13 protein-coding genes are annotated in these 12,670 nt (G+C 31.9%); 11 read left to right on the top strand and 2 right to left on the bottom strand.

The annotated features are described in order from the left end of the window. Positions 1-6: 6 nt before the first annotated feature. Positions 7-615 carry a trimeric intracellular cation channel family protein gene (locus JBL43_RS15255; protein ID WP_198842378.1) on the bottom strand — a complete coding sequence of 203 codons (609 nt, stop codon included), beginning with the start codon at positions 613-615 and terminating at the stop codon, positions 7-9. Positions 616-732: 117 nt separating this feature from the next. After that, positions 733-1,449 carry an RDD family protein gene (locus tag JBL43_RS15260; RefSeq protein ID WP_198842271.1) on the bottom strand — a complete coding sequence of 239 codons (717 nt, stop codon included), beginning with the start codon at positions 1,447-1,449 and terminating at the stop codon, positions 733-735. A 111-nt stretch (positions 1,450-1,560) separates the two neighbouring features. Here JBL43_RS15260 and JBL43_RS15265 point away from each other — a divergent pair, with 111 nt between their 5' ends. From JBL43_RS15265 to JBL43_RS20485, 11 genes are all read left to right on the top strand, one after another. After that, complete coding sequence (locus JBL43_RS15265) at positions 1,561-2,532, top strand: stage II sporulation protein M (protein WP_198842272.1); 972 nt, start codon at positions 1,561-1,563, stop codon at positions 2,530-2,532. Further along, positions 2,519-3,409 carry a hypothetical protein gene (locus JBL43_RS15270; RefSeq protein WP_198842273.1) on the top strand — a complete coding sequence of 297 codons (891 nt, stop codon included), beginning with the start codon at positions 2,519-2,521 and terminating at the stop codon, positions 3,407-3,409. The genes JBL43_RS15265 and JBL43_RS15270 overlap by 14 nt, the downstream gene beginning before the upstream one ends. 4 nt (positions 3,410-3,413) lie before the next feature. After that, on the top strand, positions 3,414-4,139 hold the full coding sequence (locus tag JBL43_RS15275) for a DUF4129 domain-containing protein (protein WP_198842274.1): 726 nt from the start codon (positions 3,414-3,416) through the stop codon (positions 4,137-4,139). 49 nt (positions 4,140-4,188) lie between these two features. After that, positions 4,189-5,334 carry a DUF4350 domain-containing protein gene (locus tag JBL43_RS15280; RefSeq protein ID WP_198842275.1) on the top strand — a complete coding sequence of 382 codons (1,146 nt, stop codon included), beginning with the start codon at positions 4,189-4,191 and terminating at the stop codon, positions 5,332-5,334. Positions 5,335-5,336: 2 nt separating this feature from the next. Further along, positions 5,337-6,338 carry an AAA family ATPase gene (locus JBL43_RS15285; protein ID WP_198842276.1) on the top strand — a complete coding sequence of 334 codons (1,002 nt, stop codon included), beginning with the start codon at positions 5,337-5,339 and terminating at the stop codon, positions 6,336-6,338. A gap of 84 nt (positions 6,339-6,422) precedes the next feature. After that, positions 6,423-7,145, top strand: a complete 723-nt coding sequence (gene hisA, locus JBL43_RS15290; RefSeq protein WP_198842277.1) for a 1-(5-phosphoribosyl)-5-[(5-phosphoribosylamino)methylideneamino]imidazole-4-carboxamide isomerase — start codon at positions 6,423-6,425, stop codon at positions 7,143-7,145. 7 nt (positions 7,146-7,152) lie between these two features. After that, on the top strand, positions 7,153-8,496 hold the full coding sequence (locus JBL43_RS15295; protein ID WP_198842278.1) for a leucine-rich repeat domain-containing protein: 1,344 nt from the start codon (positions 7,153-7,155) through the stop codon (positions 8,494-8,496). A gap of 137 nt (positions 8,497-8,633) precedes the next feature. Beyond that, positions 8,634-9,389 (top strand): imidazole glycerol phosphate synthase subunit HisF, encoded by a 756-nt coding sequence (gene hisF / locus JBL43_RS15300; protein WP_138949413.1) that lies wholly within the window; start codon positions 8,634-8,636, stop codon positions 9,387-9,389. A 10-nt stretch (positions 9,390-9,399) separates the two neighbouring features. Further along, the gene (gene hisIE / locus JBL43_RS15305; protein WP_198842279.1) at positions 9,400-9,996 is read left to right on the top strand and encodes a bifunctional phosphoribosyl-AMP cyclohydrolase/phosphoribosyl-ATP diphosphatase HisIE; all 597 of its coding nucleotides are present in this window, start codon (positions 9,400-9,402) and stop codon (positions 9,994-9,996) included. Positions 9,997-10,045: 49 nt separating this feature from the next. Next, the gene (locus JBL43_RS15310; protein ID WP_198842280.1) at positions 10,046-11,167 is read left to right on the top strand and encodes a vWA domain-containing protein; all 1,122 of its coding nucleotides are present in this window, start codon (positions 10,046-10,048) and stop codon (positions 11,165-11,167) included. Between the two features lie 8 nt (positions 11,168-11,175). After that, entirely contained in the window at positions 11,176-12,639 is a 1,464-nt protein-coding gene (locus JBL43_RS20485) for a magnesium chelatase (protein WP_233098806.1), read from the top strand. Positions 12,640-12,670 lie beyond the last annotated feature (31 nt).

Raw genomic sequence — 12,670 nt, forward strand, 5'->3', positions numbered from 1 at the left:
AAAAAATTATTCTCGTGTAGAAAATGTAGGTAAACTCAACTTGAATTTTGCAGTAATAAGACGAATTACTATTACAATTAAAGAAGTAATAATGTAATTTATATTTACAGGTACATTAAATCTTGTTAAAACTAAAAAAGTTATGCCTCCTACAACACATGCACTTGCATAGATGATTTTTTTATGGAAAATAACTGGTATTTCATTACATAAAGTATCTCTAATTACGCCGCCAAAAGTAGCGGTAACTACTCCTAAAATGACACAAACAATAGGATGCAAATTTTGTTGAAGACCAATTTCAGTGCCAATAATAGTAAAAATGCCTAACCCAATGGTATCAAATAAAAATAAGGAAGTACTTAAATATTCTATCTTTTTCCTCATAATAATTGCAAAAATTGTAGCACCAATAATTGCATATACATAGTTTAGATCTAGCATCCAACCTACTGGTGTTCTGCCAATGAGTACATCACGTAAGGTTCCGCCGCCAATTGCAGTTGCAAAGGCAATAATAAAAACGCCAACAGGATCAAATTTTTTATGAATTGCGGTTAACGTACCAGAAATAGCAAATGCTATGGTACCTAAAATATCTAAAGAATAAAATATAGTCATGCGTTAAATTAATAAACATATTACAAGTATCAAATAACAACTAATGTTCACATCTCAATTAAAAGAAAACGAAATCATTTAATTTATTTTTGGTTTTTGCTATTTGATTTTTTATTGTTGTGTATAGTAATTATAATCTTTTATTACAACATCAACAAAATCCATTGCTCTTGAGTCCGTTTTTATATCTGTTATTTCAATAATTTTCTGCTGTAGTTTATCAATAACATTATGATTTCCTTTTCTTTTGGCTGTTCTGTATAATTCTTTTATAGACTGAATATCAGCGTCAGAAAGCATGGTAACTTGAGGATATGTGGGCACATAATTATCAGGAATATCGGCTACTAAGGTATCGTGTATTGTAACTCGCTTTTTTTCTGAAATAACCGTTGTAGATGCTGCAATATCTCCAAGACGTTGCCCTTTTCCATTTAATAATAACGTTAGTAATGCTATAGAGCCAGAAGCGATGTCTATATCAATTAAACGTAACATCCATCGTATTAAGTAACTTCCGAAAGTAGGTTTAGATCCATCTATTTTTACTACGCGTATTTTATTGGCATATTTCCCAGGTGTTTGTCCATTCATTAAAACTTCAAAGATTAAGCTGTAAAAGAAAATAGGTAATCCCATGATGGTAAGTATGAGCCAAGAATCCATATTTTGTTCAATACCAATAGCATTTAAAATGAAATACATTATGATATAATACCCAACAATTATCAATAGATCTATAAGATAAGAACCTATTCTGGTACTCACATTAGCAACATTTTGATTAATGCTTACATTTTGGGCGGTTTCTATTTGAAAATTATCCATTTTTACGTTTATTTGTACAAATAGTTTTGGAAACTAAAAACAGGCGAATATAAAAAGAATCTACAATTTAAAATATGATTTTTCTTTTTATAAAAGAATTAAAAAATAGCAATGCGAGAAGCGGCTTTTGTAAAAAAACATAAGGAAAGATGGCAATTATTTGAAAATGTGCTGTCCAACCAACAACAAATTTCGCCCGATAAATTATCTGATTTATATATAGAAATAACAGACGATTTAAGTTATGCCAAAACCTTCTATCCAAAAAGCAATACCGTAAAGTACTTAAATTCAGTAGCTTCTACTGCTCATAGAAAGATTTATAAAACGAAAAAAGAAGGAAAGAATAGACTTATTAGTTTCTTTAAAACAGAATTTCCTTTAGCGTTTTATACCCATCGTAAACAATTATTAATTGCGTTTTTAGTATTTGCATTTTTTACCATAGTAGGTGCCTTTTCTGCTGCAAAAGATGGTGACTTTGTAAGGCTTATACTTGGTGATTCTTATGTGAACATGACGCTAGAAAACATTGCGAAAGGAGATCCAATGGCTGTTTATAAGCAGGAAGGCGAAACGGCAATGGCGGTTTCAATAACCATTAATAACATAAAAGTAGCCATGTATGCTTTTTTATTGGGGATGTTATTCTCTGTAGGAACACTGTATATAATGATGCGTAATGGTATCATGTTAGGTTCCTTTTTATATTTTTTTTACGACAATGATTTACTCTGGGAATCTACCCGGACGATATGGATACACGGTACCATTGAAATTTCGGTGATAGTTATAGCCTCATGTGCTGGTATGGTATTAGGTAATGGTCTCCTTTTTCCGGGAACGTATACCCGATTAGATTCTTTTAAACGCAGTTTCAAGGCGGGGTTAAAAATTATGGTAAGTACCATTCCGTTTTTTATAGTCGCTGGTTTTTTAGAAGGATTTGTGACAAGACATACAGAAATGCCAGATTGGTTGGCTTTATTAATTATAGTGGCCTCTTTATTTAGTATATTATATTATTACGTTTATTATCCAATTAAATTAACCAAACAAAATCAAGAATATGGAGAATCATAGTTTTATTGAATTTAAAAAAGAAAGAGATTTAGGAGCAATTATCAATGATACTTTTGCCTTTATTAGAGAAAATTGGAAGTCTTATTTTAGTGCAGTTATAAAAATTGCAGGTCCTTTCATTTTGGCTGGATCAATATTGATGGTTGTAATTTTAGGTTATTACCTAGGAGTTGCAGGTGAAATGGCGGGTATGATCAATAGTTCAAACCCTAATGATGTGTTGGGGTTAATGGGACCCATATTTGGTTGGATGGGCTTGATGGCTATTGTATTTATGTTAGTCTTTATTATGGTGTCTTTAACTTCTTTATATTATATAAAATCTTATATTGAAAATAATGGAGAGGTGAACATTGAGGATGTGAAATCAAATACATATAAAAATATATTTAAGTTTTTAGGCTTAGGTATTCTTATAGTATTAATGGTGATCTTTGGAACTATTTTATGTTATTTACCAGGTATTTATCTATGGGTAGTATTATCCTTAGCAACTTCAATTATGGTATTTGAAGACAAAAGTGTTGGCGAAAGTATCTCACATTGTTTTGTCTTAATAAAAGAACAATGGTGGAACACTTTTGGGGTGTTACTTGTAGTAACTATTTTAGTTAATATATTAGGATATGCGTTTTCTATACCTGCAATGTTCTATGACTTGATAAGTGGAGGTACAACAATTGGAAGTAATGATCCTACAGAAATTGTAATGACGCTTAATGACCCAATTAGTATGGGTTTAAATATAATCTCCTTTATAGGTAAATTCGTATTGTCTTCAATTACATTAATAGCATCCGTTTTTATTTATTACGATTTAAATGAGCAAAAGAATTTAACAGGAACCATTGAAAAAATTGATAGTTTAGGTCAATAATCCTTTGAGAAAAATTTTATTTTACATATTCGTATTAGTTACTGTATACAGTAATGCTCAACAAGACTCTCTAAAGGTTCAGGTAGATAAGCAAGCCATTGAATTAAAAAAGTTTGACACTAACAACCTTGACGACTATAATGCGGATAAAAATTTCAATTATAAAGTTGAAGTAAGAGAGCCTTCCATGTTAGAGCGTGCACTCGATTGGTTGTATCGAGTGTTTTTGAATATGTTAAGAGCAATATTTGGTAATGAGGTTGCCACTGGTATTATGGGGTTTTTGGTTAGAATTATACCCTATGCTATAGCAGCGGTGGTATTGTTTTTATTGATAAAATTCTTTTTAAAAGTGAATACAAGTAGTCTTATTTCAGGTTCTACAAATACATCAACAGTTCGATTAACTAATGATGAAGAATTGATAAAGAGTGAAGACTTACCTAATTTAATTAAAAATGCAATTGCTCAAAAAAATTACAGACTTGCAGTAAGGTACTATTACCTCATGGTTTTACAAAAGCTGTCTAACTCAGAGATCATTGATTGGCAACAACAAAAAACAAACGAAGATTATATTAAGGAAATAACATCTGAAACTTTAAAACATAAGTTTGCGTCAGGCACTTATCTGTATGATTTTGTTTGGTATGGAAATTTTGAATTGAATGAAACGGAGTTTGTAAAAGCAGAAAATCAATTAAATGAACTTGCAAAATTGATAAAGTAATTTGAGTAAGAGATCTAAAATATTGTTAGGAGTTGCTATACTAGTGTTTATGGCTTTTATTTATTTGGAAAGCGTTAAACCTAAGCCCTTAAATTGGTTTCCTACTTATGCTGCAAACCACAAATTACCTTATGGAACATATGTGTTGCGTAACGAATTAGAAACTATTTTCCCTGATACAGAAATTCAAGACATTATAACTCCTCCTTATGTCTTTTTGCAAGACACAACCCAAATGGGAACCTATTTTTTTATTAATGATGGAGTAAATTTTGGTGAAGATGAGTTTAACAAGTTGTTGCAATTTGTAGAACGAGGTAACGACGTCTTTATATCAACACACGGCATTAATATTGATACCTTACATCTAAAAACAGAGGGAATTTCTTCAGTTGAATATGAGCAAGATGTGTTTTTTAAGCTTAACAATAAAAATTTAAGTAAGAAAGAATTTAGTTTTGATAGAGGTTTTTATAACACTACTTTTTCTGAAATTGATACCTTAAAGGCAATAGCCTTAGGTATAACAGGCTATTTAAATTCAGATGGGGAACGGGTTTCTGAAGGCATAAATTTCCTTAAAGAACCCTATGGAAAAGGGAATTTTTATTTTCATACTTTTCCTGAGGCTTTTACCAATTATTATATTTTAAAATCGCCTAACCAACAATATACTGCTTCACTGTTGTCTTATTTAGATGCTTCAAAACCCATACTTTGGGATGCTTATTATAAAACGGGCAAGAGCAAAATAACATCGCCCATGCAATACATATTAGGTTCAAAAAGTTTGAAATGGGCCTATTATATCACATTGATAGGGGTGCTAATTTTTATTATTTTCGAAGGGAAACGCAAGCAGCGTTATATTCCGATTCTTACACCATTAAAAAATCAAACGTTGGCATTTACGCGTACCATAGCAAATATGTATTACGAAAAGTCAGAACATAAAAATATTGCAGAACATAAGATTACCTATTTGTTAGAGTATATTCGCACTAAATTACATGTACCAACGGTAACCATTAATGATAGTTTTTATAATTATGTAGCTTCAAGAAGTGGACATAAATTGGACGATGTAAAAAAGCTTTTTAAACAGATAGAAATAATTCATCAAAAAAATACAATTACAAAGGAAGAATTGATAGGTCTTAATTCTTTAATAGAAAAATTTAAAAATCCAGTATAGACATGGAAAACACGGAACAAACTCCAGAAGAAGGCTTACATTTTAATAGCAGAATAGATTTAAGTAAGTTAAGAGTTGCGGTAGAGCAAATAAAAGAGCAATTACATCAAGTAATTGTGGGGCAAGAAGAATTTATGGAATTGCTGTTGGTAGCACTTTTGGCAGATGGACATGTACTGATAGAAGGGGTTCCTGGAGTCGCAAAAACAGTTACGGCTAAGTTATTAGCAAAAACGATTGCTACAGATTTTAATAGAATTCAGTTTACACCCGATTTAATGCCTTCAGATGTATTGGGTACATCAGTATTAAATATGAAAACATCGGATTTTGAGTTTAAAAAAGGACCCATATTTTCTAATCTCGTACTGATAGATGAAATTAATCGTGCACCAGCCAAGACACAAGCGGCTTTGTTTGAGGTAATGGAAGAACGCCAAATAACAATAGATGGTGCTAAATATATAATGCCACCACCGTTCATGGTATTGGCCACGCAGAATCCTATAGAGCAAGAAGGAACGTATGCGTTACCAGAAGCTCAATTAGATCGTTTTTTATTTAAAATTAATGTGGGCTATCCAAATTTAGAGGAAGAGGTGTTGATCATTCAGTCTCACAATAATCGTAAAGGAGCATCACCACAATCACAAGTGACATCAGTACTGTCTGAAAAAGATTTAGCCGAGTATAGAAGTAAGATTTATGAAATTTTAGTTGAAGAAAAGATTATTAAATACATAGCAGAAATCATTATTAAAACAAGAAATCATCCACATTTATACTTAGGAGGTTCGCCAAGAGCAAGTATTGCCGTGTTAATGGCATCTAAAGGTTTTGCCGCCATTAATGGTCGTGATTTTGTAATACCTGAAGATGTGAAAAAAGCGATGACTCCTGTTTTAAGACATAGAATTATTCTAACTCCAGAACGTGAAATGGAAGGAATGACCACAGATAAAGTAATAGAAATGATAGTTCAATCTGTAGAGGTGCCGAGATAGTTTATAATTGTAGAAGTTTAATTGTAAGATTGTCCCTTGTAGTGGACTTTATGGGTGTAATCCCTATTTAAAATATAAGAAAAAATGAGAATTATTCCCGCCATAGACATCATAGATGGTAAATGTGTACGATTATCGAAAGGTGATTATGCTACAAAAAAAATATATAATGAAAGTCCACTAGAAGTGGCTAAGCAATTTGAAGCACATGGCATCACGCATTTACATTTGGTAGATTTAGATGGTGCAAAAGCAAGTCATATTGTCAATTATAAGGTCTTAGAGAAGATTGCTTCTCAAACAAGTTTACATATTGACTTTGGTGGTGGATTAAAATCGGATGACGATCTTAAAATTGCATTTGACAGTGGTGCAAATCAGATTACTGGCGGTAGTATTGCGGTAAAAAATCCGGAGACTTTTAAAGGTTGGATTCAAAAATACGGTGCAGATAAAATTATTTTAGGTGCTGATGCTTTAGGTGAAAAAATTGCGATAAGCGGATGGTTAGAAGAGTCAGATAAAGAATTGATTCCTTTTGTGCATGGGTATCAAGAAGAAGGTATAAAATATGTTATTTGTACAGATATTAGTAAAGATGGGATGTTAGAAGGTCCGTCATTTGAATTGTATAAACGGCTGTTATCAGAAGTGCCAGAAATTAATTTAATAGCTTCTGGAGGTATTTCAACTTTTGATGAACTTCCTAAGCTAGCTGAGTTAGGTTGTGAAGGTACTATTATAGGAAAAGCTATCTATGAAAATAGAATAAGTTTGAAGCAATTAGAAGAATTTATATTAAAATAGAGATACGTTGAAAAAAATAATAATACTTACGGTGTTGCTTGTCTTTCAGGTATTTATAACTAATGCTCAGAAAGTGGAAACCGTTGTTGAAGTTTCGGAAATTAACGAATCTGTTAAAAAAGAAAAAGTAGTATTACCTTCCGAATTAGAAGATCTTACCATTGAAACATTAAAATTATCATACAGGCATCTTAACAGTTTACCCGATGGAATTTGGGAACTGAAAAAATTAAAAAAACTAGATGTATCACTTAATAACTTAACTGAAATTTCGGAATCAATTAAAAATTTACAACAGCTAGAATTTTTAGATTTGCGACATAACAGCTTAAAAACATTACCTAAAAGCATAGGTGATTTAAGTGCTATAAAAGAATTAAATTTAAATTTAAATAGAGGTATATTATTACCAGAAGCTTTTGGGAATCTATCAAATTTAGAGAAATTAGATTTGGGTAGAATATTTCATAATAAGTTGCCAGCGTCTTTTGTGAAATTACAACATCTTAAGTCTTTAGATTTATCTGAAAATGAACTCTCAAGTATATCAACAACTATTAAGTCCTTACATAGTTTAGAAGAATTATTCTTAGCTTATAATAATCTAAAGACGTTGCCTTATTGGTTGGGCGAAATGAAATCTATTAAAAAGATAAATTTATGGAACAATCAAATTGAAGAATTACCAGCATCTTTATGTAATTCTAAAACGTTAGAAAAATTACAGATTCCGAATAATAAAGTTAAAAAAATAGCTAGTAGTATTGGAAAATTAAGCACACTAAAAGTATTAAACCTGAGTGGTAATGAATTAATAACACTGCCAAAGACCATGGGGAATCTAATTTCATTAGAAGTGTTAGATTTAGGAAATAATAAATTAATTAGTATTCCTGATACCCTATGTAAACTTCCTAATCTAGTAGATTTAAACCTTCATAGGAATAAATTAACAGCATTACCAGAGGCTATCGATCAATTAAAATTAGAAGGTATTGACCTCGATAATAATTTAATTAAATCGCTACCTGAGTCTATAGGAAATGTAAATTGGAAAGAAATAGACCTAAAGAACAATTTATTAGAGCGTTTACCAAACTCTATTGGAAATATAACAGTTTTAACAGCCATAAGTTTATCTCATAATAAGCTTGTTGAATTGCCTGAAAGTTTTGGGAAACTAAGCAATTTAAAATATCTAGATTTAAATTCTAATCAACTTACAAAAATGCCAGCGTCTGTTGGTAATTTAAAAAAATTAATACGTCTAAATTTAGAGAATAATAATTTTTCAGAACAAGAACAATTAAGAATTAAAGAAGCTTTACCTAATTGTAAAATAAATTTTTAGTCAATGAGGTGCACCATCTGAAGAATAGTATAATAAAGCGAGGTTTTATGAAGTTTCAAAGGGTTATTCTAAAACTGGAATTCAGAATATATAATTAATTTAAAAGCATTCTCGCTGATGCGAGAGTAAAAGAAATCATGTTAACAAAAAGAATCATACCTTGTTTAGATATCAAGAACGGACGCACTGTTAAAGGTGTTAATTTTGTCGATTTAAGAGATGCTGGAGATCCAGTAGAATTGGCGGCTATTTATGCTGAAAACGGTGCCGATGAATTGGTATTCTTAGATATTTCTGCCACTGAAGAACGAAGAAAAACATTGGCCGACTTAGTATTACATGTTTCTGAAAAAGTAAACATACCCTTTACTGTTGGTGGTGGAATTTCTTCAGTTGAAGATGTTGATGTACTCTTAAAATGTGGAGCTGATAAAGTATCTATTAACTCGTCTGCCGTTAAAAATCCTGATTTAATCAATCAATTATCAGCTAAATTTGGCAGTCAGTGTATTGTAGTTGCTATAGATGCAAAACAAATTGATGGAAAATGGACCGTACATTTAGTAGGAGGAAAGGTACCTACGGAATTAGATTTGTTTGAATGGGCAAAAGAGGTAGAGCAAAGAGGAGCTGGTGAAATATTATTTACCTCTATGGATCATGATGGTACTAAAAACGGATTCGCAAATAAGGCATTGGCCAAATTATCAACGGAATTAAATATCCCGATAATTGCTTCGGGTGGAGCAGGTACTAATCAACATTTTATTGATACTTTTGTAGACGGAAAATCTGATGCAGCATTAGCAGCAAGTGTTTTTCATTTTAAAGAAATTGAAATTAACGAATTAAAAAAGGAATTGCAATCGCATAATATTCCTGTAAGGTTATAATTAATAGAACATGGAGATCGATTTTAATAAAAATAGTGACGGATTAGTACCCGCAATAATTCAAGATGCATTGACAAAAAATGTATTGATGTTGGGCTATATGAATGCCGAAGCTTATCAACAAACTATTGATAGTAAAAAAGTAACTTTTTTTAGTAGGACTAAAAATAGATTATGGACTAAAGGTGAAGAAAGTGGAAATTTTCTAAATTTAGTGGATATAAAGCTAGACTGCGATAATGATACCTTATTGGTAAGTGTTGTTCCAGTTGGGCCTACCTGTCATAAAGGAACGGATACCTGTTGGGGAGAAGATAACAAAACAACTTTCGGATTTTTATCAGAATTAGAATCGGTTATCACGGACAGAAAAGAAAATTCAGATGGAAAGAAAAGCTATGTGGCTTCACTATTTGAAGATGGCATGAACAAAATAGCTCAAAAAGTTGGTGAGGAGGCTGTTGAAGTGGTTATTGAAGCAAAAGATGACAATGACGATTTGTTTTTAAATGAGTCTGCTGATTTACTTTTTCATTATCTTATACTATTACAGGCGAAAGGATATAAACTAAATGATGTTGTTGAAGTGTTAAAGACACGGCATTAATTAACATTTTGTTAGAGTTATTGTAATATTTTGTTCCTATTTTTATACGATGAATAACATCTTTAAAAAAGGGTTACGTTTCGAAAACTACGAAGCTCCTAATATTTCTCCTTTTGATAAACTCTTTGAAATTTTTAAAGAGTTGATTACACATACTTCTGGTGATGTTGAAGAGGCCTTAGACTGGCTAGCACAACTAGATAAGGAGTATGATTTGACTACAGCTGAGTATACCCTTGATGATTTTATTGAAGATCTTAAAAAGAAGGGATACCTACGCGATGAAGTTGATCCTGAAAAGGGTGGTGGTATGACCATTACTGCGAAAACAGAACGTGCCATTCGGCAAAAGGCATTAGATCAAATTTTTGGCAATTTAAAGAGAAGTCGCTCTGGTAATCACAAAGCTAAAAGTATTGGGCAAGGAGACGAACATACAGGTGAGTTTCGTAATTATCGCTATGGAGATGGTCTTGATAATATCTCAATGACGGAAAGTATTAAAAATGCACAAATACATAATGGCATTGGTGAGTTTATACTAAACGAAAATGATTTAGTGGTAGAAGAAACTAACTTTAAGGCTCAGATGAGTACGGTTTTAATGATAGATATTAGCCATAGTATGATTTTATATGGTGAAGATCGTATTACTCCAGCCAAAAAAGTAGCCATGGCTTTAGCGGAATTAATTACAACACGATATCCAAAAGATACCTTAGATATTTTAGTGTTTGGTAATGATGCCTGGCCAATAGCTATCAAAGACTTGCCTTATTTAAAAGTAGGGCCCTATCATACAAATACGGTGGCTGGTTTACAATTGGCAATGGATATGCTCCGCAGAAAGCGGAATACGAATAAACAAATTTTTATGATAACGGATGGTAAGCCAAGTTGTTTGCGAATGCCTGATGGTCAGTATTATAAAAACAGCAATGGTTTAGATCAATTTATTGTTGAGAAATGTTATAATATGGCGAGCCAAGCTCGGAAATTACATATACCTATTACCACCTTTATGATTGCTCAAGATCAATATTTAATGCAGTTTGTACGTGAATTTACTCAAGCAAATCAAGGAAAAGCATTTTATACGGGTCTGCAAGGGTTGGGAGAAATGATTTTTGAGGATTATGAACAAAATAGAAAGAAACGATTAAAAGGATAAAAGACGATATGAAAATTGAAAATATAAAAACATTAGGTGCTTTAAAAAAAGCAGGGTATCAATCAAAGTCTATTAAAGATGAATTGAGAGACAACTTAATTGAAAAAATAAAATTAGAAGAAAATGTCTTTGAAGGTGTTTGGGGTTATGAAAATTCAGTAATTCCTGAATTAGAAACGGCTATTCTTTCGCGTCACAATATCAATTTACTAGGTTTACGTGGACAAGCAAAAACGCGTTTGGCTCGTTTAATGGTTAATTTATTAGATGAATATATTCCTGTTGTAGAAGGTTCTGAAATTAATGATGATCCCTTAAGACCGTTATCACGTTATGCGATTGATTTAATTAATGAAAAGCAACATGATACACCAATTGTATGGCTTCATAGAGATGAACGTTTTTATGAAAAATTAGCAACACCAGATGTTACGGTAGCAGATTTAATAGGAGATGTTGACCCCATAAAAGCAGCGAACTTAAAATTGAGCTATGCTGATGATCGGGTGATCCATTTCGGAATGATTCCGAGAGCCAATAGATCTATTTTTGTAATTAATGAGTTGCCGGATTTGCAAGCTCGGATTCAGGTTTCTTTATTTAATATTTTACAAGAAGGTGATATTCAAATTAGAGGTTTTAAATTGCGATTGCCTTTAGATTTACAATTCATCTTTACTGCAAATCCTGAAGACTATACCAATAGAGGAAGTATTGTTACGCCGTTAAAAGATAGAATAGGATCTCAAATATTGACCCATTACCCGGAGTCTATCGAAATTGCTCAAAAGATTACCAATCAAGAAGCAAATGCAGACAAACCTCAGTTGGAGAAAATCCATGTGCCAGACATCGCAAAGAAATTGTTAGAACAAATTAGTTTTGAAGCGAGAGAAAGTGAATATATAGATGCTAAAAGTGGTGTAAGTGCACGTATGAGTATTACTATTTTTGAGAATTTATTAAGTACGGCAGAACGTAGGAGTATACGAACTTCTGATAGTGCTACCTCTGTTCGATTATTAGATTTTTTAGGCGTTATTCCTGCAATTACTGGTAAAGTAGAGTTGGTATATGAAGGCGAGCAAGAAGGAGCTTCTTTTGTAGCTAAAACCTTGATTGCTGATGCAATTAAAACCTTATTTCCAGATTATTTCCCTGAAATTCAAAAATTACAACACAAAGAGGAGGTTACGCCTTATGATAAAATCATACAATGGTTTTTCGAAGAAAGTAATTTTGAATTACTGGATGACATGACCGATGAAATGTATAAAAATGAACTCGATAAAATTAAAGCATTGGACGTATTGATAGATAAGTATCAACCAGAGGTTGCTGAAAACGATCGTTATTTCTTTAAAGAATTTGTATTGTGGGCACTCGTAGAGCATAAAAAATTAAATAAAAGTAGATTTACAAAAGGATATCGATTTAATGACCTGTATGGAAGTTATATAAATGACCTTTAAAATTATCTTGCTTACCTTTGAAAGAATAAAA

Source organism: Aureibaculum flavum (genome assembly GCF_016406085.1).
GTDB lineage: Bacteria > Bacteroidota > Bacteroidia > Flavobacteriales > Flavobacteriaceae > Aureibaculum > Aureibaculum flavum.

Coding starts and splice junctions, on each gene's coding strand:
- JBL43_RS15260 (WP_198842271.1), bottom strand. CDS start 1,449: ATGGATAATTTTCAAATAGAAACCGCCCAAAATGTAAGCATTAATCAA.
- JBL43_RS15265 (WP_198842272.1), top strand. CDS start 1,561: ATGCGAGAAGCGGCTTTTGTAAAAAAACATAAGGAAAGATGGCAATTA.
- JBL43_RS15270 (WP_198842273.1), top strand. CDS start 2,519: ATGGAGAATCATAGTTTTATTGAATTTAAAAAAGAAAGAGATTTAGGA.
- JBL43_RS15280 (WP_198842275.1), top strand. CDS start 4,189: ATGGCTTTTATTTATTTGGAAAGCGTTAAACCTAAGCCCTTAAATTGG.
- JBL43_RS15285 (WP_198842276.1), top strand. CDS start 5,337: ATGGAAAACACGGAACAAACTCCAGAAGAAGGCTTACATTTTAATAGC.
- hisA (WP_198842277.1), top strand. CDS start 6,423: ATGAGAATTATTCCCGCCATAGACATCATAGATGGTAAATGTGTACGA.
- hisF (WP_138949413.1), top strand. CDS start 8,634: ATGTTAACAAAAAGAATCATACCTTGTTTAGATATCAAGAACGGACGC.
- hisIE (WP_198842279.1), top strand. CDS start 9,400: ATGGAGATCGATTTTAATAAAAATAGTGACGGATTAGTACCCGCAATA.
- JBL43_RS15310 (WP_198842280.1), top strand. CDS start 10,046: ATGAATAACATCTTTAAAAAAGGGTTACGTTTCGAAAACTACGAAGCT.
- JBL43_RS20485 (WP_233098806.1), top strand. CDS start 11,176: ATGAAAATTGAAAATATAAAAACATTAGGTGCTTTAAAAAAAGCAGGG.